This is a genomic window from Pseudomonas cremoris, from assembly GCF_014230465.1.
On the sequence record NZ_JAAXCY010000010.1, the window covers coordinates 274,187 to 298,233 of the forward strand.

Below are 24,047 nucleotides of genomic sequence, written 5' to 3' on the forward strand. Positions count from 1 at the left end.
GGATCTTTTTTTGATTCGATACTGTATTTCAGGAACCACCATGCCCACCCGCCGTACCTTCCTCAAACAAGCCGCCGTGGTCAGCGCCATGACCGTGCTCACCACCCACACCCGCGCAGCCGTCAACGGTCGCTTCTACATGCCCGACGAAGGCGAAAAACACCGTCAGGCCTTCATCGCCTTCGGTGCCCAGGAGGCGATCTGGGAAGATTTCACCGCCGACGTACAAGCCGCGCTAGGCCGCATCGCCCGAGCAATCGCAGTCTATGAGCCGGTCACGGTGTTTTGCCGCGAAGATGAGCGCGCACTGGCGCAGCAGCACTGCGGTACGCGCAATATCACTTTCGTGCACACCGAGCTGGACGACATCTGGATGCGCGATACCGGCGCCAATTTCGTCATCGACGGCACTGGTGGCCTGGGCGCGGTGGATTTCAATTTCAACGGCTGGGGCAACAAGCAGCAGCATGAAGACGACGCGCAATTGGCCGCCCTGGTGGCCGAACAAACCGGCGCGCGCCACCTTCGCAGCGAACTGGTGGGCGAGGGCGGGGCGATTGAGGTGGATGGCCTGGGCACTGGCATCATGACCGAAAGCAGTTGGATCAATCGCAACCGCAACCCCGATTGGAGCAAGGCGGATGTCGAGGCTGAACTCAAGGAGCGTCTGGGCCTGCGCAAGATCATCTGGCTGCCAGGCATCAAGGGCAAGGACATCACGGATGCCCATGTGGATTTCTACGCGCGCTTCGTGTCACCGGGCGTGGTGCTCGCCAACCTCGACACCGACCCCGAGTCCTACGATCACAAGGTCACCCTGGCGCACCTGGACATCCTTAAGAGCGCCACCGACGCCGACGGCCGCGCCTTGCAGGTCCACACCGTGTCGCCCCCGCTGAACCCGCGCAAAAGCAAGTTCAGCAAAGGCAATCCCGACTTTGCTGCTGGCTATATCAATTACTTCGTGATCAACGGCGCGGTGATTGCGCCTGAGTTCGGCGATCCGGTGGCAGATCGCAAGGCGTTGGACCTGCTGTCGCAGCTCTACCCGGATCGCAAGGTGGTGCAACTCAACATTGATGCGATCGCAGCGGGCGGTGGGGGCATTCACTGCGTGACCAACCACCAGCCGCTGGTTTAGTCATCCTTGGCCAGCAGCGCCAGGGCAAACTCATCGGAAGCGATAAAGTCCAGGGTCTGGCGCAGTTGCGCGGCGGCCTCCCGGCCAAACGCCTGGTCAAAGCGCTCGGCCATTTTCAGTGAAATACGCCGGGCCGCCGCATGCATCAGCGTGCCTTGTTCCGTCAGCAATACGCGGCGGGTGCGGCGGTCGAGGTCGTCCACGCGCAGTTCCACCAACCCATCGCGCACCAAGGGCTTGAGGGTATGGCCAAGCGCAGACAGGTCCATGACCAGGGTTTGCGCCAGTTCGCCCATCTTCGGTGTACCGGCCTTGGCGATATGGTTGAGCACCGCGTATTGGGTCGCTTTCAAGCCGCACGGGGCGTAGGCCTCGTCGTAGATCTGGGCCAGGCGGCGGGAAGTGCGGCGCACCGCACCGTTCACGCAGGCGCTGGGGTTCTCGGAGCAGGGCTTGGCGGCTTTCAAGGGCGAATACTCTCTGATACAAAAAACGACGCGGGCAATTATGCCCACCGGACCCATCAGGACAAGGCCTTTCAGACCGAAGATAGCCGGCTAGATGAAGACTGAGACAGCTTGAAACAATTTAGTTGCGTACGCCACTAAATTCGATATCGTGGCGTATGCCTCTTTTTGCGGGGGCTTGGCTGTTCCACTCCTGTCTGGATTCAACCCTATGCTGAGCCTCGTGCGCATCGCGTTGCGGCGCCCTTATACCTTTCTGGTATTGGCCATTTTCATTCTGATTATCGGCCCGCTTGCGGCCTGGCGAACCCCTACTGACATCTTCCCGGAAATCCGCATTCCGGTGATCGCCGTGATCTGGCAATACACCGGCTTGCCGCCGGACCAGATGGCCGGGCGCATTACCTCGCCGTTCGAGCGGGTGCTGACCACCACCGTGAATGACATCCGCCATATCGAAGCGCAGTCGATGAATGGCTTTGGCATCGTCAAGGTGTTCTTCCAGCCCGGCGTCAATATCAGTACGGCCAACGCCCAGGTGACGTCGGTGTCCCAGGCGATCCTGCGCCAGTTGCCGCCCGGCACCGTGCCGCCGCTGGTGCTCAACTACAGCGCCTCGACCGTGCCCATCGTGCAGCTGGCATTGTCGGGCCCCGGCTTGAGCGAGCAGCGCCTGGGGGATATCGGCCTGAACCAGGTACGGCTGATGCTCACCACCGTGGCCGGCGCGGCGTTGCCGTACCCGTTTGGCGGCAAGAGTCGCCAGGTGCAGATCGACCTCGATTCAGCGCGCATGCAAGCCCGTGGCCTGTCGGCGCAAGACGTTGCCAATGCGTTGGCGACCCAGAACCTGATCACCCCGGTGGGCACGCAAAAGATCGGCAGCTACGAATTCAACCTGCAACTGAACAACGCGCCGTCGGACTTCCATGACCTGGAAAACCTGCCGATCAAGACCGCCGACGGCACCACCGTGTTGATCCGCGACGTGGCCACGGTGCGCGACGGCAACCCGCCGCAAACCAATATCGTGCACGTGAACGGCAACCGCTCGGTATTGCTGCCAGTGCTCAAGACCGGTTCGGCTTCTACCCTTGGCGTGATCGCGGGGATCAAGGAGAAACTCGCGGATAACAAGGCCGCCTTGCCACCCAACCTGAATATCGACCTGATCGGCGACCAGTCGCTGTTCGTGCGCTCGGCCATCAGCGGCGTGGCCCGTGAAGGCCTGATTGCGGCGGCGCTGACCAGTCTGATGATTCTGCTGTTCCTCGGCAGTTGGCGTTCGACGGTGATCATCGCCACCTCGATTCCGCTGGCGATTCTCGCCTCGATTGCCACGCTGTCGGCCCTTGGCGAAACCCTGAATATCATGACCCTCGGTGGCCTGGCGCTGGCAGTGGGGATCCTGGTGGACGACGCCACGGTGACCATCGAGAACATCAACTGGCACCTGGAGCAAGGCAAGCCGGTGGAGACTGCGATCCTCGACGGCGCCGCGCAAATCGTCACCCCGGCATTCGTCTCGCTGCTGTGTATCTGCATCGTGTTCGTGCCGATGTTCTTCCTCGACGGCGTGGCGCGCTTCCTGTTCGTGCCAATGGCCGAAGCGGTGATCTTCGCCATGATCGCCTCGTTCATCCTGTCGCGAACCCTGGTGCCGACCCTCGCCAACTACCTGCTCAAACCGCATGTGCACGGCGAGGATGGGCATGCGCCGTCGCGCAACCCGCTGGTGAATTTCCAGCGTGGTTTCGAGCGACGCTTCGAGGTCTTTCGCGAGCGTTATCACCGCGTCCTGGACAGCGCCTTGCACCATCGGCGCACCGTGGTGATCAGCCTGCTGGCGTTTGTTGCGGTGTCGTTTGCGCTGGTGCCGTTCCTGGGCAGCAACTTCTTTCCCGAAGTCGATTCCGGCTTGATCCTGCTGCATGTGCGCGCTCCGGTGGGCACGCGGGTGGAAAGCAATGCGCGGCTGATCGCCGATATCGAAAATTCGATCCGCCGCAAAGTGCCGGCCCAGGAACTCAAGGCGCTGGTGGACAACATTGGTCTGTCCATCAGTGGCATCAACGTGGTGTACAACAACACCGGCACCGTGGGCTCGCAGGACAGCGATATCCAGATCAGCCTCAACGAAGGCCACCGCCCTACGGCCGAGTACATGCGCGAACTGCGTGAAAGCCTGCCACGGGAATTCCCGAGTGCGGTGTTCTCGTTCCCGGCTTCGGACATCGTGGGGCAGATCCTCAACTTCGGTTCGTCAGCCCCGATTGACCTGCAGATTACCGGTAACAACCTGGCGGGCAACTTCACCTACGCCAGCGCGTTGCTGCGTGATATCCGCCGGGTGCCGGGGGTGGTGGATGCGCGTATCCAGCAGTCGCGGCAACTGCCGACGTTCAATATCGACGTGGACCGCACCCGCGCGCAGTTGGTCGGGCTCACCGAGCGTGACGTGACCAACAGCCTGGTGGTCAACCTCGCCGGTTCCAGCCAGGTGGCGCCGACGTTCTGGTTGAACCCGGCGAATGGCATCTCCTACCCGATTGTCATGCAGACCCCGCAATACAGCCTCGAAAGCCTCGCGGCCCTGCATAACCTGCCGTTGAGCGGCAGCAGCGGGGCGGCCACTGACCAGACCCTGGGCGGCCTGGCCAACATCCAGCGCAGCCACAGCAATTCGGTGATCACCCAGTCGGATATCCAGCCGGTGGTGGAAGTACTCACCGCGATCCAGGACCGCGACCTCGGGGGCGTCGCCGCCGATATCCAGAAGATCATCGCCGCCCACGCCGGTGAAGTGCCCACCGGCTCCAAGGTGATCCTGCAGGGGCAGGTGCAAACCATGAACGCCGCGTTCAGCGGTTTGCTGTTCGGCCTGCTCGGCGCGGTGGTGCTGATTTACCTGCTGATCGTGGTCAACTTCCAGTCCTGGGCCGACCCGTTCGTGATCATCACGGCGTTGCCGGCCGCACTGGCGGGCATTGTGTGGATGCTGTTCGTCACTCATACACCGTTGTCGGTGCCGGCGCTGACCGGGGCGATCATGTGCATGGGCGTGGCCACGGCCAACGCCATCCTTGTCGTGAGTTTTTGCCGTGAACGCCTGGCGGTGCATGGCGATGCGGTACAGGCGGCGCTGGAGGCCGGCTTTACCCGGTTGCGCCCGGTGTTGATGACGGCCATTTCGATGATCATCGGCATGGCGCCCATGGCCCTGGGCATGGGAGAGGGCGGCGAGCAGAACGCGCCGCTCGGCCGTGCGGTGATCGGCGGCCTGGCGTTTGCCACCATCGCCACGTTGATTCTGGTTCCGCTGATTTTCAGTCTGGTCCACGGGCGTCGCCAGCACGCCACGTTGGCGACCACCGTTACCCAAGGGGTTTGACATGTCCGCTTCTATTTCCAAACCAAAAGCGTCGCACGGCCTGCTGTGGCTGATCGGGGGCGGGGTGATCGTGGTGGCCGTTGTTGGCGTTGGCCTCGGCGTGCGCGCCAGCGAATCGCGTGACCTCAAGACCTGGACCGACGCCCAGGCGCTGCCCAGCGTCAACCTGATCAAACCGGTGGTGCAAGCCCAGGGCCCGGTGCTCAACCTGCCGGGGCGCATGGAAGCCTATTCCCGGGCGTCGATCTTTGCCCGGGTCAACGGCTACCTCAAGTCCTGGAACGTCGACATCGGCACCCGCGTCAAAGCCGGGCAAGTACTGGCCGAAATCGACACCCCCGAACTCGACCAGCAACTGCTGCAAGCGCGTGCCACCCTGGCCTCGGCGCAGGCTGACGCGCACCTGGCCGACACCACCGCCAAGCGCTGGCAGGCGATGTTGGCGACCGACTCGGTGTCGCGCCAGGACGTGGACGAGCGCACCGGCGACCTCACCGCCAAGCAGGCCAAGGTGGCGGCGGCCAAGGCCAATGTCGATCAGTTGGTGGCGACCAAGGGCTTCCAGCACCTGGTGGCGCCATTCGCTGGCGTGGTCACTGCGCGCAGCACCGATGTGGGCGCGCTGATCAGTGCCGGGGGCACTGCCGGTAAGGAGTTGTTTGCCGTGGCTGACGTCAGCCGCCTGCGCGTGTATGTGCAAGTGCCGCAGACCTTTTCGCCGCAGATCCGTGAAGGCACCACCGCGCGCCTGAGCGTGCCGGAATATCGCGGCGAAACCTTCACCGGCAAGGTGATCGCTACCGCCGATGCGGTCAACGCGGCTTCCGGCAGCACCCTGGTGCAATTGCTGGTGGACAACCCCGGCGGACGCCTGCTGCCGGGCGGCTACACCAGCGTGCAGTTCGACCTGCCGGTGCAGGCCGATGTCTTGCGAGTGCCATCCAGTGCCTTGGTGTTTGATGACCACGGCATGCGCGTCGCCACCCTGGACAGCAACGACCATGTGCACTTCAAGACCGTCAGCATTGCCCGTGACTTTGGCGACAGCGTGGAAATCGCCAGCGGCCTGCAAGCCAACGACCGCGTGATCGACACCCCACCGGATGGCCTGGCCGATGACGACCCGGTGCAATTGGCTGGCGCTGCGGTCGCCGAGGCCAAACCCCATGGCTAAGCGCAGCGTGCTGGGCCTGCTCGCCACCTTGAGCCTGGGCGCCTGCTCGATGGCGCCACCGCTTGATGTTCCGCAAACGCCTGTGGCGGCGCAGTTTCACACCCAAGGCCCATGGACCCTCGGCGCCCCCGATGACCAGGCCAACCGCGACGGCTGGTGGCGCATCTACCACGACCCGCAACTGGATGCGATGCAGCAGCAGTTGCTGAAAAACAACCCGGACCTGAGTGCGGCGCTCGCCCACTACCAGCAGTCCCAAGGCTATGTGGCCCAGGCGCGTTCGGGGCTGTTCCCGACGTTGTCGGCCATTGGCAGTGGCCAGCGTATCCGCCAATCGGACACCAAGCCTTTGCGCTCGGCGACTTCGCCGGACGTGTACAACTCTGCGACCCTGGGCGTGGAGGTGGACTATGAAGTCGACCTGTGGGGCCGCGTACGTGACACCGTTGCCGCCGGTACCAGCGACTCCGAGGCGGCCAAGGCTGATCTGGCATCAGTGCGCCTGAGTTTGCAGGCGCAGTTGGCCGACAGCTACATCCGCCTGCGTGGCATCGACTGGCAGAACCAGTTGCTGGAACAGACCCGCGACGCCTACGCCAAGGCCCTGGGCCTGACCGAAGGCCTGCACGGCGGCGGGATCGTCTCGGGCCTTGATGTGGCGCGGGCGCGCACGCAGCTGTCGACGGTCAAGTCGCAGTTGAGCCAGAGCCTGGTACAACGGGCGATCCTGGAGCATGCAATCGCAGCAATGTTGGGTGAGTCGGCCTCCACCTACAGCGTGGCCGTCAATGTCGCGCCGATTGCCTTGCCCAACGTGCCCACCGGCGTACCCTCCAGTCTGCTGCAGCGTCGGCCAGACATCGCCGCCGCAGAACGCCGCATCGCAGCGGCGAATGCGCGGATCGGCGTGGCGAAAGCCGCATGGTTCCCGCAGATCACCCTGAGCGCGCAAGGCGGCTATCAGAGCGCTGAGTTCGCGCGCCTGTTGAGTGCGCCCAACCTGTTCTGGGCCATCGGCCCGTCGCTGGTGGGCACGCTGCTCGACGGCGGCGCACGCCAGGCACAGGTGGACATCGCCAAGGCCAACACCGATGAGGCTGCGGCCAAATACCGGGGCGTGGTGTTAGGCGCGTTTGAACAAGTCGAAGACAACCTTTCGCAGATCGCTGGCCTGGGCAGCGCCCTGGATGATCAACGTGACGCCGCCGCTGCCGCGCAATACGCCGAGGACCTTTCTACATCGCGCTATCGCCAAGGCGCCGTGGCCTACCTGGACGTGGTGACCGCCCAGGTGGCGGCGCTGGAAGCCAAGCGCAGCGTATTGCAACTGCAAACCCAGCAATTGAGCGCTAATGTGGGCCTGATCAAGGCCCTGGGCGGCGGATGGAACATCGCGCAACTGGCTGCATCGAACCGTACTGAAACCAAGGAGCAGTAAGACCATGACCGACTATGTACCCCCGAAAGTCTGGACCTGGGACACCGAAAACGGCGGCACCTTCGCCAGCATCAACCGGCCCATCGCCGGCGCGACCCACGAAAAAGAGCTGCCCGTGGGCAAGCACCCGTTGCAGCTGTATTCCCTGGCCACGCCCAACGGGCAGAAAGTCACGATCCTGTTGGAAGAACTGCTGGCCCTGGGGCACAGCGGTGCGGAATACGACGCCTGGCTGATCAAGATCGGCGACGGCGACCAGTTCGGCAGCGGCTTTGTCGGCGTGAACCCGAACTCCAAGATTCCTGCACTGCTGGACCGCAGCGGCGCCACACCCATCCGCGTGTTTGAGTCGGGCGCGATCCTGCAGTACCTGGCGGAAAAGTTCGGCGCATTCTTCCCCACTGAACCGGCGGCCCGTGCGGAATGTTTGTCGTGGCTGTTCTGGCAGATGGGCAGCGCGCCGTACCTGGGCGGTGGCTTTGGGCATTTCTATGCGTATGCGCCGAGCAAGATGGAATACGCGATCAACCGCTTTGCCATGGAAACCAAGCGTCAGCTCGACGTGCTGGACCAGCGTTTGGCCGTAAGCGAATACATCGCGGGAGATGAGTACACCATCGCCGATATCGCCATCTGGCCTTGGTACGGTGGCCTGGTCAAAGGCCGCTTGTATGGCGCGGCAGAGTTTTTGTCGGTGCATGAATACAAGCATGTGCTGCGTTGGGCGGACGCGATTGAAGCGCGCCCGGCCGTGCAGCGCGGGCGCAGGGTGAACCGTGTTTCCGGTGAGCCTCACGAGCAACTAGCCGAGCGCCACGACGCCAGCGATCTGGACTGACGCGGTAAAAAATGTGGGAGCGGGCTTGCTCGCGAAGACAGTGTGTCAGTCACTGAAAATATTGACTGATCCACCGCTTTCGCGAGCAAGCCCGCTCCCACATTTAGATCCGTGTTCTCAAGCCTACTTATAGCGCTGCTCGAACATTGCCACCTGCTCTGGCTTGATCAGTTCAAACGGCACCCACACCTCGGCCTCGATCGGCTCACCCTTGATCATCTTGATCGCCGACTCCACCGCCTTGGCCGCTTGGGCCTTGGGGTCCTGGAACACCGACGCCGCCAACAGCCCACGCTTGACCGCCGCCAACCCGTCCGGCAAGCCATCGATGCCGACAATCGCCACTTCGCCCTTGGCCTTGCCCGCCTGTTGCAGCGCCATCCCTGCGCCAATCGCCATTTCATCGTTGTTGGCGACAATCCCATCAAACTGCGTGCCGGCCAGCAGCCAGTTGCTGGTCAGGTCCATGCCCTTGTTGCGCTGCCATTCGGCGCTTTGCTGCTCGACGACCTTGATGCCGGGGAAGTCCTTGAGCACTTGCTTGGCGCCCTCGGTACGGTCGTGGGTGGCGTTCTGCGCAAGGTCGCCCATGATGATCGCCACAGTGCCTTTGCCGCCGAGTTTCTGCGCGAGGAAGCGCATCTGCAGTTGCCCGGCCTCGATGTCGTTGGAGGCTACGGTGACCACGCCCTTGGGCAGGGTGCGTTCGTCCGGGTGGCGGTTGACGTACACCAGCGGCGTCTTGGCCGCCACGGCGGCGCGGGTGATGTTGGCAGTGGCGGAGGTGTCCACCGGCAGCACAATCACCGCATCCACTTTTTGATTCAGAAAGCCTTCGACCTGGTTGAGTTGGCGCACCACATCACCTTGCGCATCTTCGAACTGGATCTGCACGCCTTGTTGCTTGGCGGCGGTGTCCAGGCCGTTGCGCACGTAGGTCATGAAGTTATCGTCAACCCGGGCAATGCTCACGCCAATGCGGTAATCGGCGAACGACCATGGGCTGAACAGCAGTAACAGCGAGGCAACAATCAATGCATAGCGGTTCATAAGGGGGTTCCTTTTATTGTTATAGGGTGAACGCTTGACGGAATCGCTCCAGGGCCAACTCGCTGTCGCCGCTGGCCCAGCCTTCGAGGCCGACCACGCCGTTGTAGCCCATGGCATGCAGGGCCCTGGCGATGGCCGGGTAGTGGATTTCGCCGGTGCCGGGCTCCTTGCGGCCTGGCACGTCGGCCACCTGGATTTCGCCGATGGCGCTGCCTGCGCGCTGGATCAGCTCGATCAAGTTACCTTCGCCGATCTGCGCGTGGTACAGGTCCAGGTTCATCTTCAAATGCGGGCTGCCCACCGCTTCGATCAACGCCAGGGTATCGTCGGCGCGGGCGAACGGGGTGCCGGGGTGGTCAACCTCGGTGTTGAGGTTTTCCAATAGGAACACGCGGCCAGCGTCTTCCCCCAGGCGGGCGATTTTTTCCAGGGTCTTGCAGGCGCTCAGCCACATGCGCCCGGTGATCTGGCTCACGGGTTGCACCGGCAGGCCGCCTTCGCCCAGGCCGGTGCCATGCAGGTTGAGGCTGGGGCAGTTGAGTTGCTCGGCGATGCCGATGGATTCGCGAGCGCTGTCGAGCAACTGGCGGATGCCATTCGGGTCGGTGAGGTTTCCGCTGATGTAGCCGGTCATTGAGGTGAAGTCGGCGCCGGTGGCGGCCAGGGCATTGATGTCCTTGTCGGTCCAGCTCCAGATTTCGGCGCTGAAGCCCAACTCATGAATGCGCTTGACCCGCTCAATGAACGGCAGGTCGAGAAAAACCATCTCGGCGCTGATCGCCAGTTTGAACGGGCTCATACGGCCACCGCCTTACCTTGCTGGAACGACTCGATGCACGCACGGGCAATCGCCAGGGCAGCGCGGGCGTCTTCACCACTGGCCATCGGCTTGGCGCCCGTGCGCAGGCAATCGGCGAAGTGGTTAAGTTCGGCGATGTAGGCGTCACGCAACAGGTCGGTGTCCAGGCGCTGGGTGTCGGCCTGGATGCCTTGGGCCAGGTAGCGCACCAGGTCCGAATCGTTGAGGCTGCCCATGCTCAGCATGCCTTCGCTGCCGAACACTTCGCCGCGCACGTCGTAGCCATACACGGCCTGGAAGTTGGCCTCGGCAGTGGCAATGGCGCCGTTGTCGAAGCGGATCGCGACCACAGCGGTGTCGAGGAAACCTTTGCTCTTGTACGCCGGGGCGATCAGCGCGTCGGCCATCACGTACACCTGCACCGCTTCGGCACCGGGGTTGAGGTAGCGCAGGGTGTCGAAGTCGTGAATCAGGGTTTCGAGGAAGATCACCCACTGCGGCGATGCGGCGGGATTGTTCAGCGCCGGGTCGCGGGTCAACGAGCGCAGCAACTGCGGCGTGCCGATACGGCCGGCGGCGACATCCAGATGCGCGGTGCGAAAGCTCTTGGCAAAACGCCGGTTGAAGCCAACCTGCAGCGGCACGCGGGCATCGGCTGCTGCGGCGATGGCGCGGTCGGCTTCATCCAGGGTGATGGCCATCGGTTTTTCGCAGAAGATTCCTTTGCCGGCACGGGCTGCGCTGATCACCAACTCGGCGTGGCTGCGGGCGGGGGCGGCGATGATGACGCCGTCGATGTCCGGGTCGTCGAGCAGTTGCTGTGGGTCGGTGTAAGCCTTGTCCACGCCCAATTCAGCGGCGAGGCGGGCGGCTTGGCCTGGCGTGGGGTCGGCAATCGCCACCAGGCTGGCACCGGGGATATGCCGTGCGGCGGTCAAGCCGTGGAAGCTGCCCATGCGACCGGCGCCGATCAAACCCAGGCGGATGTTCTGTGTACTCATGAAATAACCCCTTTTTATTGTTGGCCTCAGGACGCTCCTGATGGGCAAAGGGGTATGAGCAAGGGCTGTGCCAATTAACAAGTAATTGATATTTAAAGCTTTATAAGAATATTTAAACAAAAAGTGTTCATTTCAATGACATGCCTATACTGACATGTCAAAAACATGAACATGAGTAGCCTTCAATGAGCATGACGTTCAGCGTGCAAGACCTCGATTACCTCACGAGCTTGGGGCCTGCCGCGTTGAACGACGGCCCGGTTATCGCGCTGGAGCGGGCGTGGCGCGATTGTCTGGCCGGCCAGGTCGAGCGCCCGCTGGCGGTGCGCCAAGTGATCTGGGATTCGTGGCGGCGCAGTGTCGAGGCCGGTATTGATCCTGCGGACAACGCGTACCGTTTTGCCGCCCCCGAAACCCTGGCCGCTACCCTGGCTACTCATCGCGTGCTGATCGCCGCCGCCGCACAGGTCATGCATGGCCTGCTGGCCTATAACCCGCGTGGCCATATCAATCTCACCGATGCCGATGGCACCACCCTGTACTTTTGCGGGTTGGATATCACTCCGGTGGGCAGTCGCCTGCTGGAGTCCGTGCAAGGCACCAACTGCACCGGCCTGGCCCTGGCCGAGGACCACTTGGTGTACGTGCTTGCCGAAGAAAACTTCGGCAGTGGCCTGCGCCAACGCCGCATGCATTGCGCCGCCGCGCCGATCAAGAATGCCCAGGGCGACACGCTGGCCATGCTGACCCTGACCGCCGAACCCGGCTGGTTTCATTTCCATACCCTCGGCACCGTGCAAGCAGCGGCCGACGCGGTGTCACGCCAGATGGCGCTGCAAGGGCTGCTGGAAGAGCAGCAAACCGTGCTCGAAGTGCTCAATGAAGGCCTGGTGGTACTGGATGAGCGCGGCTGCATCAAGGCGCTCAATCGCTATGCGCGGCAGTTGTTCGGAGTGGGCCTGGAACTGATCGGCAGCCCGTTCAAGCGCCTGGGGCGCAGCGAGTTGAGCGACGTGCTGGGTGAACCGGTGCGCGATCTCGATTGCACCTTTCACCTGCACGACCGCAGCCAACTCGCCTGCCTGGTGTCGGTGTGCCCGCTGGAGCAGGGCGGGGTGATCGTGTCTCTGCGCGAAAACCGCCGCATCCGCGAAATCACCCGGCGCATCATCGGCACCCAGGCCAGCTACACCTTCGACACCATCCAGGGCAGTTCGCGGGCGATTCAGGACGCGCTGCACTTGGGGCGTATTGCCAGCCGCAGCGACTCCACCACTTTGATCCTCGGTGAAAGCGGCACCGGCAAAGAATTGTTCGCCCAGGCGATCCACAATGGCAGCGACCGGCACAAGGGCCCGTTTGTGGCAGTGAACTGCGGTGCGATCCCACGGGACCTGGTGCAAAGCGAGCTGTTCGGCCACGTCGAAGGCGCCTTCACCGGCGCTGCCCGTGGCGGGTCGGCAGGCAAGTTCGAACTGGCGGATGGGGGCACCATCTTCCTGGATGAAATTGGCGACATGTCCTTCGACGCCCAAGTCAGCCTGCTGCGGGTATTGCAGGAGGGTGAAGTGACCCGTGTCGGCGCAAAAAGCTCGCGGCAAGTGAATGTGCGCATCATCGCCGCCACTCACCGCAACCTGAGCCAGGCGGTGGCTGAGGGGGCGTTTCGCGAAGACCTTTACTACCGCCTCAACGTGCTGAACTTGACCGTGCCACCGCTGCGCATGCGTCGCGAAGATATCCCGTTGCTGGCGCGGCACTTCCTCACGCGATGCGCGCGCTCGCTGCGTAAATCGGTGCAAGGTTTTTCGCCGGATGCGCTGGCGTTGCTGTCGGCCTATGGCTGGCCCGGCAATGTGCGTGAGTTGGAAAACAGCATCGAGCGGGCGACCAACCTGGCGATGGGTGAGTTGATCCAGGCGGTGGATCTGCCGCTGGAAGCCCGGCAACGCTCACCGGCACGCCTGCACGAGCCGCAACCGGTCCAGGACTTGAGTAGTCACGAAATGAACGCCATCGTCGCTGCGCTGCAAGGCACTGGCGGCAATATCCGGTTGGCCGCCCGCCAACTGAACGTGTCCCGAGGCGGCCTCTATAACAAGATGAATCGGTTTGGCCTTGTTGCAGGGGATTTTCGCTAGGGTTTCAACTGTTTCCAGTCAACCCCAAAGCGCGCCAGGTATTTGCGCAGTCGATCCGCATCGTTCGGCTGGGCCTTGGCCTGGCGAGTTACGCCGAATAAACGCCGGCCAGCTTCGGACAGGCTGTCGCACTGCAAGCACACATCGATTACCGCCTTGAGTTGCAACTGGTCAAACAGGTCGAGGTCGGTGGGCAGCAGGGTGAGGGGTTCGGACAGCCCCCAGGCGTAGCGCAGTCGCAGGATTTCTTCCTCAACCTGGGCTTCGTCGATGCGCCCGCTGTCGGCCAGCGTCGCCATGCGCGTGATTGACGCTGACAGCTCACGAAAGTTGCCCAGCCACGCCGCTTCGCTGGAGCAGGCAAACGCCAGATAGCGGCGCCGCGCTTCCAGGTTGAAGCGCACACGGCGGCCTTGTTCGCGGGCGTGGCGCTCCAGTTCGAAATCGATGTTTGGCTCGATGTCCTCGCGGCGTCCCGCCAGGCCAGGCAGGTCAAAGGTCCATAGGTTGATGCGGGCATACAGGTCTTCGCGGAACAGCCCTTCGGCCACGCGCCCGCGCAGGTCGCGGTGGGTGCCGGCGATGATCAAAAAATCGCTGGCCACTTCGCGGTCGGCGCCCATGGGATAGAAGCGTTTTTCTTCGATGGCCTTGAGCAGCATTGCCTGTTCATCCAGGCCCAGTTCGCCGATTTCATCCAGGAACAACATGCCGCCATCTGCCGCGCGCAGCAGGCCGTCCCGGGCGTTTTGCGCACCGGTGAAGGCGCCCTTGATATGCCCGAACAACGCCGACATCGCGCCGTCGCCGCGCAAGGTGGCGCAGTTCACTTCGACAAAACGACCCTGCACCTGATGGCGGCTGCGCTTGAGCTCAAAGATGCGTCGGGCGAGGAACGATTTGCCCGCGCCCGTGGGGCCGATCAACAGCATCGGCGCGGTGGAGCGCACGGCCACTCGCTCAATTTGTTCGATGGAGCTATTGAAGGCGCTGTTGCGAGTGGCGATTCCCGACTTGAGGAAGGCCAGGCCTTCCAGGCGCTGGTGGCTAAAGCGTGAAGCGATGCGGTCGTAGCGCGACAGGTCGAGGTCGATCAGGGTGTGGGTGCCGGTGGCGAGCTCATGCTCGTCGCGGCGCCGGCTGGGAGAGGTCTGGATCAATCGCGCCGGCAGATTGCGCGCCTCGGTGAGCAGGAACCAGCAGATCTGCGCCACGTGGGTGCCGGTGGTGATATGGACCAGGTAGTCCTCGCGTTCGGTGTCGAAGGAGTAGGCGGCCGTAAAGTCGTGCAGCGCGCCGTAGACCTCTTCGAAATCCCACGGATTGTTCAGCGGCATGGGGTGCAGGCGGACGTCGGTGTGCGGCGAGACCTGCTGGATATCGGCACGTATCCGTTCGGCGATGCTGACGTCGCGGGCGTCGATGTCGTGGATCAGCTCCAGGCGATCAATCTGCAAGTCATCCTGCTGGCACAGGCCGACGCTGGGCCGCCAATGGTTCCAGCGGTTGGCACCCTTGCCGACGCGATCCAGCTTGGAGCCAATAAACCCGATGGTGACCGTGCGCTTGTGTTTCATGGCTAGACCAAAATATAAGTAACGATATGTAAGGATATGAATAGGGTGGTGGGCTTGTCATTGGTTTTAAGCTCTTGAAGCTGAATAAAATTAAAATATGTATATAAAACAATTAGATGGATATTTTTAAGTGGGCTTTAGTGGAAGCTGGCACGACCGCTGCTATATCCCAGCCAACGCCGCAACGACGGCTTTCAAAAAAAGAATCGAGATCATGCAAGAGAAAACCTACCAACTGCTGGAAGTGGCCAACGGCAAGCCAATCAAACTCTGGACTCAAGGCGTACCCGTAGAACCTGAAGCCCGCCAGCAACTGATGAACACCGCGCAGATGCCGTTTATCTTCAAACACCTCGCAGTGATGCCGGATGTGCATTTGGGCAAGGGCTCGACCATCGGCAGCGTGATCCCCACCGTGGGTGCGATCATCCCGGCGGCGGTGGGTGTGGACATCGGCTGCGGCATGATCGCCGCGCGCACCACGCTGATGGCCAGCGACTTGCCCGACAACCTCCATGGCCTGCGCTGCGCCATCGAGGCCGCCGTGCCCCATGGTCGCACTCGCAGCCGCAACGGTCGTGACAAAGGCGCTTGGGAAAACGTACCAGCCCAGGCCGACCAGGTGTGGTCGGCGCTGAATCCGCGTTTCAAGGCGATCACCGACAAATACCCGCAACTGGAGCGCAGCAACCACCGCCAGCACTTGGGCACGCTGGGCACCGGCAACCACTTTGTCGAGGTGTGCCTGGATGAAGCCAACCGGGTCTGGTTCATGTTGCACAGCGGTTCTCGTGGCGTCGGAAACGCTATCGGCAACCTGTTTATCCAGTTGGCCCAGGCGGACATGCGTCAGCACCTGGCTAACCTGCCGGACCGTGACCTGGCGTATTTCGAAGAGGGCAGCCAGCACTTCGATGACTACGTGGAAGCGGTGGGCTGGGCCCAGGATTTTGCGCGGCAGAACCGTGAACTGATGATGAAAGCGGTGGTACAGGCCACACGCAAGGTGATCAGCAAGCCGTTTGAGGTCGCATTGGAGGCGGTGAACTGCCATCACAACTATGTGCAGAAAGAGCGGCATTTTGGTGAGGACGTTCTGGTCACGCGTAAGGGGGCCGTGTCGGCGAAGAAGGGCGAGTTGGGGATTATTCCGGGGTCCATGGGCGCCAAGAGCTTCATTGTGCGCGGCCTGGGTAACGAAGAGTCGTTTTGCTCTTGCAGCCACGGCGCCGGGCGCACCATGAGCCGCACCAAGGCCAAGAACACCTTTACCGTAGAAGACCAGATCCGCGCCACCGCCCATGTGGAATGCCGCAAGGACGCGGATGTGATCGATGAAATCCCGATGGCCTACAAGGACATCGACCTCGTCATGCATGCCCAGCGTGAGCTGGTAGAAGTACTGCACACCTTGCGTCAGGTGGTGTGCGTCAAAGGTTAAAAGGGGATCCAAGATGCAAAAGGAAGAACGCCACCCATTGAGCGACGCCATGCGTACGCGGGTGTTGCTGGAGCTTGCACGCATAGAGCGCGAGCGCAATGTCACGGTGTTGTACGCCTGTGAGTCCGGCAGCCGGGCCTGGGGCTTTGCCTCCACCGACAGTGACTACGATGTGCGCTTCGTCTACGTGGAGAAGCCTGATTGGTTCTTGCAGGTAGACGCGCCACGGGACGTGATCGAGCGCCCGCTGGATGACGAGTTGGACATAAGCGGCTGGGAGCTGCGCAAGACCTTGGGCCTGCTGCGCAAATCCAATCCTACGTTGCTGGAGTGGTTGGATTCGCCGCTGGTGTATCGCCAGAACGCTGAGGCCACGGCGCAACTGCGTGGCTTGGCCGAGGCGTTCTATAGCCCGCCGGCTGCACGCAATCATTACTTGTCGATGGCCAAGAAAAACTTTCGCGGCTACCTGCAAGGTGACTCGGTGCGCTTCAAGAAGTACTTCTACGTACTGCGGCCGTTGCTCGCGGTGCGGTGGATCGACCTGGGCTTGGGTCGCCCGCCGATGACCTTCGCCGACTTGCTGAGTACGGTGGATGACGCGCAACTGTTGGACGAAGTCGCGAGCTTGCTGGTGTTGAAACGCAATGCCGGTGAGGCGGCGTACGGGCCACGGCGTCCAGCGCTGCATGCGTATATCCAGCGTGAACTGGAACGCACAGTGCCGGTATTGCCACGCACGCAGCAAGACTCACTGCAACTCGACCACTATCTGCGCGACACGGTTAAACGCTTTGCTTAAGGATATGCACAATGATTGAACTCGACGGCGCCATCGGTGGCGGCCAGGTACTGCGCAGCGGCTTGAGCCTGGCGATGGTCACTGGGCAGGCCTTGCACATCAAGAATATCCGCGCCAAGCGCAGCCGGCCGGGGTTGATGCGCCAGCACCTGACCGCGGTGCTGGCGGCGGCCGAGGTGTGTGGCGCCAAGGTGGAGGGGGCCGAGTTGGGTTCGCAGACATTGCGGTTTGAGCCTGGCCCGATTCGCGGCGGTGACTACCGCTTCGCCATCGGCACGGCGGGCAGTTGCACCCTGGTCCTGCAAACGCTGCTGCCGGCACTGTTGCACGCGCCGACGGCCAGTCGTGTGACGATCTGCGGCGGCACCCACAACCCGTTGGCGCCGCCGGTGGACTTCCTGCAGCAGGCCTGGCTGCCGTTGTTGCGCCGCATGGGGGCGCGCATTGAGCTGAGCTTGATCCGCTATGGGTTTTCTCCTGCGGGCGGTGGCGAGCTGGAGGCATTCATCCAGCCGTCCGAACTGAAGCCGCTGCACCTGATGCAGCGCGGAAAGTTGCTGGCGTCACGCGCCATCGCGCTGAGCGCTGGGTTACCCGCCCAGGTCGGTGAACGCGAACTCAAGCGTGTGGGACAGCGCTTGGCATTCGACGATACGCAATTGCTCTGGACAGAGATCGACCCGCAACAAGGCCCGGGCAATATGCTGATGCTGGAGTACGTCCACGAACAAGTCACCGAGGTGTTCAGCGCCTTTGGCATGACAGAGGTGCGGGCCGAAAAAGTTGCAGACCAGGCCATCGACCAGGCCATGGAGTGGCGCTGCACGGACACAGCGGTAGGTGAGCACCTGGCGGATCAGTTGCTGTTGCCGATGGCATTGGCGGGCGGTGGGCGTTTCACCACGCCGCATATGAGCGACCACTTGCACAGCAACATGCAAGTCATCCAACGCTTTTTGCCGGTAGCGATTGAAAGCCAAGTGTTGGAAGAGGGCGGGTTGAAGGTGGAGTGCCGGGCGCTTTAGAGATTCTCCGACGTGACGATCTGCGGCGGTATGTGCACCCGGTGCCGCACCGGATCGAACGCCTCACCGTCCTGCAGCTCCACCAGCAACTCGATCAACGCCTTGGCCGTTTGGCGCGGCTGCGAATCCATCACCACATCAATCAACCCCTGGCGAAGTGCATCACGCGACAGTGCGGTGGACTCCTGCAGGATGCAGCACAGCGCCGGGCGTTTGGGTAGCTGGGCCAGGGCATTGATGATGCCGTCGCCGCCGCCGCCCACCACACACAACCCGCGCAGGTCGTTGTGGCGGGTGATCAGGTCGAGGGTGGCTTCCTCGGTGATGTCGCTGTTGTCGAGGTTGATCAGCGGCTCAAGTGGCTTGAGCCCAGGTGCATGCTCGGCAAGGTAGCTGTGCAAACCTTCGACCCGGGCCTGGTGGCCGAGAAAGCGATGGCCGCCCAGCAAGATTCCCACGCTGCCTTTGCGTGCACCGCAGGTGCGGGCGAGCAACCAACCCATGGTGCGCCCGACCACATGGTTGTCCTGGCCCACGTAGGGTTCGGCGGCGTGTTCATGAATATCTGAGAGCAACGCCACCACCGGCACGCCGGCTTCACGGATCTGCTTGAGGGTGGCGTTGATCAGTGGGTGGGCAAAGCTGACGACGGCGAGGCCATCGCACTGCACGGCGAGTTGTTCGATCTGCGCGACGATGGCACTGGGGGTGCGATCCACGATGTACTCAAACTGGCAGGTCAGGTTGGCGCCAGCGTGCAGTGCAGCGGCATCGCTGATTGCCTGCGCCAGGCTGGCGTAAAACGCCTGGGCAGTGGCCAGCAACAGGATGCCGAAGCGGTAGGTGGGGCGACGTTCGCGAATGCGTTGGCCGATCAGCCGGGCGGCAAAATATCCCACGGCCTCAGCGGCCTGGAATACTTGCTCGGCAGTCTGCGGATTGACCGGCGCACGTGCATTCAACACGCGGTCGACGGTGGCCACACTGAGGCCCGCCTGGGCGGCCACGGTGGCGATGGTTGGGCGTTTATTGTTGTTCATGGCAGGCCCTTTATGCGTCTTGATAGAAAACTATCAAGCCCCGTTGGGCCTGGATGATAGCTTGATAGGGAATGGATTCAAGGCCTTGAGGGTGAATAACCGGTTCTCTATCGTTGGTTTCGCAAAGCACCAGAAACCCACGCTTGCGGAGAACAATAACAATGCCTGAACACACCGCTCACACCGCCCGGCGCGACTACAGCCTTACCGGCCCCGAAGCCGCCCGCGCTGCCGAAAAAGGCCTGGTATCAGCCAGTTGGTACCAATCGCCGATTTCGCGCAAACGCATGAAAGAACTGATGCAGCGCCGCGACGGTCCGGCGCTGCGCGATACCGCTATCTGGTTTGCCGCATTGTTCGCCACGGGCTTTGGCGGCTACTGGTTCTGGGGCTCTTGGGCTTGCGTGCCGTTCTTTATCGCCTATGGCGTGCTCTACGGCACCGCGTCCAACCCGCGCTGGCACGAGACCGGCCACGGCACCGCGTTCAAGACCCGCTGGATGAACGACGTGCTGTACCAGGTCGCCAGCTTCATGTGCATCTTCGAACCCCATGTATGGCGCTGGAGCCATGCACGGCACCACACCGACACCATCGTCGTCGGTCGCGACCCGGAGATCGTCGAGCCGCGTCCGCCGAGCTTCTTGATGATGTTTCTGAGCCTGTTCAATCTGCCCCTGGCCTGGAAAACCTTCAGCGGCGTGGCGCGGCATGCAATCGGCAAGATGAGTGCCCAGGAAGCGGATTTCATCCCTGAATCCGAATGGCCCAAAGTGTTCCGTGCGGCGCGTATCTGGGTGGGCATTTATGCCGTGGTCATCGGCACTGCGTTGTACCTGCACAGCTGGCTGCCCTTGATGTTGGTGGGCTTGCCAAGTCTCTACGGCGCCTGGCTCGGTTACCTGTTCGGCCTCACCCAGCATGTGGGCCTGGCCGAGGATGTGCTGGACCACCGCAGCAACTGCCGCACCATCTACATGAACCGCGTGCTGCGCTTTATCTACATGGACATGAACTACCACCTCGAACACCACATGTACCCGATGGTGCCGTACCACGCCCTGGCCCAGTTGCACGAAGAAATCCGCAACGACTGCCCGCCGCCGTACGCCAATCTCTTCGAGGCCTACAAGGAGATTTTGCCGACGGTCTGGCGCCAGCGCAGCGACCCCACCTATTTCGTCCAACGCCCAACCCCTGTAGTGAGCGAGCTTGCTCGCGCTGGGGGGCGCAGCAGCCCCAATGAGGCCACTGCGTTCTTTCAGACCCATCTCGACAGCTGATCCAGGGGCTGCTGCGCACCCCAGCGCGGGACAAGCCCGCTCACTACAAGGAACCTTTATGAACGATCAATGGATCGACGTCTGCGCCGTGGGCGAAATAGACGAAGAAGACGTACTGCGCTTCGACCACGGCCCGCACACCTACGCGGTGTACCGCTCGGCCGAGAATGAATTTTTTGCCACCGCTGGCCTGTGCACCCACGAGAAAATCCACCTCGCCGACGGCCTGGTAATGGACCACGTGATCGAGTGCCCCAAGCACAACGGCCGCTTCGATTACCGCACCGGCAAGGCCATGGGCGCGCCGGTGTGCGTCAACCTCAAGACCTACCCGGTACGGGTCGAATCGGGGCGAGTGCTGCTCGCCGTCACGGCCTGATGATGAACGCACCCCTGATCATCGTGGGCGCCGGGCATGCCGGCGGCCGTGCAGCGCTGACCCTGCGCGAAGAAGGCTACACCGGGCGCCTGATCCTGATCGGCGACGAGCCGCACCTGCCCTATGAGCGGCCACCGCTGTCCAAAGGGCTTTTGCAAGGCACGACGGACCTGGCCGGCTGTAGCCTGTGCGACAGCGACCAGCTGGCCGAACTGGGCATCGAACATATCGCCGGTAACCCCGTTACTCAATTGCAACCCCAGCAACACCGTCTGCAACTGGCCGACGGCCAATGGCTGCCCTACGCCGGCTTGCTACTGGCCACTGGCGGGCGGGCGCGGCGTTTGCCCCAGGTGCAGGCCAACGTGCTGTACCTGCGCACCCACGATGAAGCGCTGGCCCTGCGCAGTGTGCTGAACCCCGGCACCCGGCTCGTGGTGGTCGGTGGCGGTTTTATCGGCCTGGAAGTAGCGGCGACCGCACGTGGCCTGGGCTGTGAGGTCACGGTGCTGGAAGCCGGGCCACGCTTGGCGGGCCGTGTGCTGCCGCCGGTTATCTCCCAGGCGCTGTTGGAATTGCATCGTGAACAAGGTGTGGACGTGCGTTTGAATGTGGCCCTGGAATCCATCCAGGCCGACAGCGTGCAATGGGTGGATGGGCAGTTACTGCCCTGCGACCTGGTGGTGGTGGGCATCGGCATGCAGCCCAATATCGAACTGGCCACGGCGGCTGGGCTGGAAGTGGGGCAGGGCATTCGCGTCGATGACTATCTGCGTACCAGCGCCCCGAATATCTATGCGGCAGGCGATGTGTGCGAGTTTCGCCTGGGCGGGCGCTATCAACGCCAAGAGACTTGGCGCAATGCCGAAGCCCAGGGGCGGCACGCCGCGTTGAACTTGCTGGGGCGTGAGATTCTGTTCGAAGCGCTTCCCGGTTTCTGGTCCGACCAGTATCACTGGGGCTTGCTGACCGTAGGTGTGATGAGCCCCTCTGTGGTCACCCGTGCACTGCCCGGCGGCGGCCTGCTGCTGTTCTACCTCGACGCCGAGCAGCATTTGCAAGGTGCCTGCGGCTGGGCGCCCGGCAACAGCGTGGCCAAGGACATCAAGCTGTGTGAGCGCTTGATCGCAGCGCGTATCCCGTTGAATCCGACCGGCCTGGCCGACCCCGAACTGTCCCTCAAACACCTGCTGCGAGGCTGAAATGCGCCAATTCCTGGTGTTCCAATCCCTGTGGGCCATGCAAACCGAGCCCGGTCCGTTGGAGGCTCAGTTGGACCGTATCAAAGCCGCCGGCTTCGACGGCATCACCGACCATTATTGGAAGCCCGCCGAGGTCGCCCACCTGCATGCCGCCGCCAGCGCCCGGGGCTTGCAGATCGAAGGCCAGTTGTTTCCGCAATCGGTTGACGACCTGGCGGCCGCGCTGGATGTGATCAGCCGGTATGGTTGCCACCACCTCACCTTGCAGGCCGATGTGCGCCCGCGTACCCAGACCGAGGCCGCGCGGTTGGTCGAAGGCTGGCAGCGGTTGGCCGAGCAAGTGGACTTTCCGGTGCTGCTGGAAACCCATCGATATCGACTGACCAACGACCTGCTGTTCACCCTCGACCTGCTGGCGCAAATGCCGGATTTGAAGCTGCTGGCCGACCTGTCCCACTACGTGGTCGGGCGCGAACTCCCCGAGCCCGGTGCGGTTGAGGATGACGAGCAGATCCGTACGATTCTGCGCCACAGCTGGGGCTTTCACGGCCGCGTGGCCAGTAGCGAGCAGGTACAGGTCGCGCTGGGTTTTCCCCAGCATCAAGCCTGGGTACAGCGGTTTACCGAGTGGTGGCGCTACGGGATCGAAGACTGGCTGGCTCGCCCAGACGCGTCGCACAGCCTGTCCTTCACCTGCGAACTGGGCCCGCCGCCTTACGCGATCACCGGCGCAGACGGGCGCGAGCTCAGTGATCGCTGGTCCGAGGCGCTACAACTGCAGGCGTTGATTCGCGAGGTGTGGCGAAATTGTCAGAAATGATCTGCTAATCTGCGCGGGTTAAATCTCGCCATTAGCCTGGACGTTCACCATGACCCCATCCTCTGTTGAGCCGCCTCTCGAACCGCAGTCCGTATGCCACCCGATCACCAGCAGCGCGATTTTCATGGTCGCCACCCTCGCTCCCGGCAGTGAGGACACTGTGCGTGGCTGGTGCGCCGATATCGCCGGGCTAGTGCGCTCGGTGGGCAAGCGCGTGCCGGCAGGCAACCTCACGTGCGTGTGCGGGTTTGGCTCGGATGCCTGGGATCGGCTATTCGGCGCACCGCGTCCGGCGGCGCTGCACCCGTTTCGCGAGTTCGGTGTGCAAGGGCGCAAAGCCGTGTCGACACCTGGGGATATCCTGCTGCATATCCGCGCCGAACAGATGGACCTGTGCTTTGAACTGGCCACTCAATTGATGGCGGCACTGGGCGACAGCGTCAAGGTGGTGGATGAGGTCCAGGGCTTCCGCTACTTCGATATGCGCAGCATCATCGGCTTTGTCGACGGCACCGAGAACCCGGTGGGGCGCAAGGCCGAGGGCTTCACCATCGTCGGTGATGAAGACCGCGAATTCCGAGGTGGCAGCTATGTGCTGGTGCAGAAGTACCTGCACAACATGACGGCCTGGAACGGCCTGACGGTGGAAGCCCAGGAAAAAGTGATCGGGCGTACCAAGTTGTCGGATATCGAGCTGGACGATGAGACCAAGCCGAGCAATTCCCACAGCGCGCTCACTGTGATCACGGATGAGAACGGCGAAGAAGTGAAGATCCTGCGCGACAACATGCCCTTCGGCCGACCGGGTGCGGGGGAGTTCGGCACCTATTTCATCGGCTATGCGCGTTCGCCGCAGCCGTTGGAGTTGATGCTGGAGAACATGTTCGTCGGCCGGCCGGTGGGCAACTATGATCGCTTGCTGGACTTCAGCACCGCAGTGACCGGTGGATTGTTCTTCGTGCCCTCGGCGGATCTGCTTGAAGAGTTGGCCGAGCGAACAACAGATTTATAGTCAACACACTTCAAATGTGGGAGCGG

Annotated in this window: 20 protein-coding genes; 14 read left to right on the forward strand and 6 right to left on the reverse strand. The window is 62.5% G+C overall.

Annotated features, from left to right (window positions below; translation table 11 throughout):
- Positions 1 to 40 precede the first annotated feature (40 nt).
- Positions 41 to 1,141 (forward strand): agmatine deiminase family protein, encoded by a 1,101-nt coding sequence (locus HF257_RS24385; RefSeq protein ID WP_185710673.1) that lies wholly within the window; start codon positions 41 to 43, stop codon positions 1,139 to 1,141.
- Here the strand turns inward: HF257_RS24385 and HF257_RS24390 are convergent.
- The gene (locus HF257_RS24390) at positions 1,138 to 1,608 is read right to left on the reverse strand and encodes a MarR family winged helix-turn-helix transcriptional regulator (protein WP_233081661.1); all 471 of its coding nucleotides are present in this window, start codon (positions 1,606 to 1,608) and stop codon (positions 1,138 to 1,140) included. The two genes, HF257_RS24385 and HF257_RS24390, sit on opposite strands and share 4 nt — an antisense overlap.
- Before the next feature lie 211 nt (positions 1,609 to 1,819).
- Between HF257_RS24390 and HF257_RS24395 the strand changes: the two genes are divergently transcribed.
- Genes HF257_RS24395 through yghU form a run of 4 tightly spaced genes read left to right on the forward strand, consistent with a single transcriptional unit; the run spans position 1,820 to position 8,449 of the window.
- Positions 1,820 to 4,999: an efflux RND transporter permease subunit gene (locus HF257_RS24395; protein WP_185710675.1), complete on the forward strand. Its 3,180-nt coding sequence runs from the start codon at positions 1,820 to 1,822 to the stop codon at positions 4,997 to 4,999.
- 1 nt (position 5,000) lies between these two features.
- Entirely contained in the window at positions 5,001 to 6,173 is a 1,173-nt protein-coding gene (locus HF257_RS24400; protein WP_185710676.1) for an efflux RND transporter periplasmic adaptor subunit, read from the forward strand.
- Complete coding sequence (locus tag HF257_RS24405; RefSeq protein ID WP_185710677.1) at positions 6,166 to 7,611, forward strand: efflux transporter outer membrane subunit; 1,446 nt, start codon at positions 6,166 to 6,168, stop codon at positions 7,609 to 7,611. Before HF257_RS24400 ends, HF257_RS24405 begins: the two co-directional genes overlap by 8 nt.
- Before the next feature lie 4 nt (positions 7,612 to 7,615).
- Positions 7,616 to 8,449, forward strand: a complete 834-nt coding sequence (gene yghU / locus HF257_RS24410; protein ID WP_185710678.1) for a glutathione-dependent disulfide-bond oxidoreductase — start codon at positions 7,616 to 7,618, stop codon at positions 8,447 to 8,449.
- A gap of 123 nt (positions 8,450 to 8,572) precedes the next feature.
- Here yghU and HF257_RS24415 read toward each other — a convergent pair whose 3' ends face one another.
- From HF257_RS24415 to HF257_RS24425, 3 genes are read right to left on the reverse strand one after another with little or no spacing between them, the layout of a single operon-like run.
- On the reverse strand, positions 8,573 to 9,499 hold the full coding sequence (locus HF257_RS24415) for a sugar ABC transporter substrate-binding protein (RefSeq protein ID WP_185710679.1): 927 nt from the start codon (positions 9,497 to 9,499) through the stop codon (positions 8,573 to 8,575).
- Between the two features lie 19 nt (positions 9,500 to 9,518).
- Complete coding sequence (locus HF257_RS24420; protein ID WP_185710680.1) at positions 9,519 to 10,298, reverse strand: TIM barrel protein; 780 nt, start codon at positions 10,296 to 10,298, stop codon at positions 9,519 to 9,521.
- Complete coding sequence (locus HF257_RS24425; RefSeq protein WP_185710681.1) at positions 10,295 to 11,299, reverse strand: Gfo/Idh/MocA family oxidoreductase; 1,005 nt, start codon at positions 11,297 to 11,299, stop codon at positions 10,295 to 10,297. The genes HF257_RS24420 and HF257_RS24425 overlap by 4 nt, the downstream gene beginning before the upstream one ends.
- A gap of 185 nt (positions 11,300 to 11,484) precedes the next feature.
- Here HF257_RS24425 and HF257_RS24430 point away from each other — a divergent pair, with 185 nt between their 5' ends.
- Positions 11,485 to 13,440: a sigma-54 interaction domain-containing protein gene (locus HF257_RS24430; protein ID WP_185710682.1), complete on the forward strand. Its 1,956-nt coding sequence runs from the start codon at positions 11,485 to 11,487 to the stop codon at positions 13,438 to 13,440.
- Here the strand turns inward: HF257_RS24430 and rtcR are convergent.
- On the reverse strand, positions 13,437 to 15,017 hold the full coding sequence (gene rtcR, locus HF257_RS24435) for an RNA repair transcriptional activator RtcR (protein ID WP_185710683.1): 1,581 nt from the start codon (positions 15,015 to 15,017) through the stop codon (positions 13,437 to 13,439). The two genes, HF257_RS24430 and rtcR, sit on opposite strands and share 4 nt — an antisense overlap.
- Before the next feature lie 214 nt (positions 15,018 to 15,231).
- Between rtcR and HF257_RS24440 the strand changes: the two genes are divergently transcribed.
- The 3 genes from HF257_RS24440 to rtcA are packed head-to-tail and all read left to right on the forward strand — an operon-like array spanning position 15,232 to position 18,285.
- The gene (locus HF257_RS24440; RefSeq protein ID WP_185710684.1) at positions 15,232 to 16,458 is read left to right on the forward strand and encodes an RtcB family protein; all 1,227 of its coding nucleotides are present in this window, start codon (positions 15,232 to 15,234) and stop codon (positions 16,456 to 16,458) included.
- Between the two features lie 13 nt (positions 16,459 to 16,471).
- Positions 16,472 to 17,260 carry a nucleotidyltransferase domain-containing protein gene (locus HF257_RS24445; protein ID WP_185710685.1) on the forward strand — a complete coding sequence of 263 codons (789 nt, stop codon included), beginning with the start codon at positions 16,472 to 16,474 and terminating at the stop codon, positions 17,258 to 17,260.
- A gap of 11 nt (positions 17,261 to 17,271) precedes the next feature.
- Positions 17,272 to 18,285 carry an RNA 3'-terminal phosphate cyclase gene (gene rtcA, locus HF257_RS24450; RefSeq protein ID WP_185710686.1) on the forward strand — a complete coding sequence of 338 codons (1,014 nt, stop codon included), beginning with the start codon at positions 17,272 to 17,274 and terminating at the stop codon, positions 18,283 to 18,285.
- Here rtcA and HF257_RS24455 read toward each other — a convergent pair.
- Positions 18,282 to 19,325: a LacI family DNA-binding transcriptional regulator gene (locus HF257_RS24455; RefSeq protein ID WP_185710687.1), complete on the reverse strand. Its 1,044-nt coding sequence runs from the start codon at positions 19,323 to 19,325 to the stop codon at positions 18,282 to 18,284. The two genes, rtcA and HF257_RS24455, sit on opposite strands and share 4 nt — an antisense overlap.
- 161 nt (positions 19,326 to 19,486) lie before the next feature.
- Here HF257_RS24455 and HF257_RS24460 point away from each other — a divergent pair, with 161 nt between their 5' ends.
- Genes HF257_RS24460 through HF257_RS24480 form a run of 5 tightly spaced genes read left to right on the forward strand, consistent with a single transcriptional unit; the run spans position 19,487 to position 24,021 of the window.
- Positions 19,487 to 20,608 (forward strand): fatty acid desaturase family protein, encoded by a 1,122-nt coding sequence (locus tag HF257_RS24460; protein WP_185710688.1) that lies wholly within the window; start codon positions 19,487 to 19,489, stop codon positions 20,606 to 20,608.
- A 58-nt stretch (positions 20,609 to 20,666) separates the two neighbouring features.
- The gene (locus tag HF257_RS24465; RefSeq protein WP_185710689.1) at positions 20,667 to 20,987 is read left to right on the forward strand and encodes a MocE family 2Fe-2S type ferredoxin; all 321 of its coding nucleotides are present in this window, start codon (positions 20,667 to 20,669) and stop codon (positions 20,985 to 20,987) included.
- A 2-nt stretch (positions 20,988 to 20,989) separates the two neighbouring features.
- Positions 20,990 to 22,189 carry an NAD(P)/FAD-dependent oxidoreductase gene (locus tag HF257_RS24470; RefSeq protein ID WP_185710690.1) on the forward strand — a complete coding sequence of 400 codons (1,200 nt, stop codon included), beginning with the start codon at positions 20,990 to 20,992 and terminating at the stop codon, positions 22,187 to 22,189.
- A gap of 1 nt (position 22,190) precedes the next feature.
- Positions 22,191 to 23,009, forward strand: coding sequence for a sugar phosphate isomerase/epimerase family protein (locus HF257_RS24475; protein ID WP_185710691.1), 819 nt, complete (start codon positions 22,191 to 22,193; stop codon positions 23,007 to 23,009).
- Between the two features lie 49 nt (positions 23,010 to 23,058).
- Positions 23,059 to 24,021 (forward strand): Dyp-type peroxidase, encoded by a 963-nt coding sequence (locus HF257_RS24480; RefSeq protein WP_185710692.1) that lies wholly within the window; start codon positions 23,059 to 23,061, stop codon positions 24,019 to 24,021.
- Positions 24,022 to 24,047: the final 26 nt, after the last annotated feature.

Coding starts and splice junctions, on each gene's coding strand:
- rtcR (WP_185710683.1), bottom strand. CDS start 15,017: ATGAAACACAAGCGCACGGTCACCATCGGGTTTATTGGCTCCAAGCTG.
- HF257_RS24430 (WP_185710682.1), top strand. CDS start 11,485: ATGAGCATGACGTTCAGCGTGCAAGACCTCGATTACCTCACGAGCTTG.
- HF257_RS24400 (WP_185710676.1), top strand. CDS start 5,001: ATGTCCGCTTCTATTTCCAAACCAAAAGCGTCGCACGGCCTGCTGTGG.
- HF257_RS24425 (WP_185710681.1), bottom strand. CDS start 11,299: ATGAGTACACAGAACATCCGCCTGGGTTTGATCGGCGCCGGTCGCATG.
- HF257_RS24460 (WP_185710688.1), top strand. CDS start 19,487: ATGCCTGAACACACCGCTCACACCGCCCGGCGCGACTACAGCCTTACC.
- HF257_RS24470 (WP_185710690.1), top strand. CDS start 20,990: ATGAACGCACCCCTGATCATCGTGGGCGCCGGGCATGCCGGCGGCCGT.
- HF257_RS24475 (WP_185710691.1), top strand. CDS start 22,191: ATGCGCCAATTCCTGGTGTTCCAATCCCTGTGGGCCATGCAAACCGAG.
- HF257_RS24405 (WP_185710677.1), top strand. CDS start 6,166: ATGGCTAAGCGCAGCGTGCTGGGCCTGCTCGCCACCTTGAGCCTGGGC.
- HF257_RS24480 (WP_185710692.1), top strand. CDS start 23,059: ATGACCCCATCCTCTGTTGAGCCGCCTCTCGAACCGCAGTCCGTATGC.
- HF257_RS24455 (WP_185710687.1), bottom strand. CDS start 19,325: ATGAACAACAATAAACGCCCAACCATCGCCACCGTGGCCGCCCAGGCG.
- rtcA (WP_185710686.1), top strand. CDS start 17,272: ATGATTGAACTCGACGGCGCCATCGGTGGCGGCCAGGTACTGCGCAGC.
- HF257_RS24385 (WP_185710673.1), top strand. CDS start 41: ATGCCCACCCGCCGTACCTTCCTCAAACAAGCCGCCGTGGTCAGCGCC.
- HF257_RS24465 (WP_185710689.1), top strand. CDS start 20,667: ATGAACGATCAATGGATCGACGTCTGCGCCGTGGGCGAAATAGACGAA.
- yghU (WP_185710678.1), top strand. CDS start 7,616: ATGACCGACTATGTACCCCCGAAAGTCTGGACCTGGGACACCGAAAAC.
- HF257_RS24440 (WP_185710684.1), top strand. CDS start 15,232: ATGCAAGAGAAAACCTACCAACTGCTGGAAGTGGCCAACGGCAAGCCA.
- HF257_RS24395 (WP_185710675.1), top strand. CDS start 1,820: ATGCTGAGCCTCGTGCGCATCGCGTTGCGGCGCCCTTATACCTTTCTG.
- HF257_RS24415 (WP_185710679.1), bottom strand. CDS start 9,499: ATGAACCGCTATGCATTGATTGTTGCCTCGCTGTTACTGCTGTTCAGC.
- HF257_RS24420 (WP_185710680.1), bottom strand. CDS start 10,298: ATGAGCCCGTTCAAACTGGCGATCAGCGCCGAGATGGTTTTTCTCGAC.
- HF257_RS24445 (WP_185710685.1), top strand. CDS start 16,472: ATGCAAAAGGAAGAACGCCACCCATTGAGCGACGCCATGCGTACGCGG.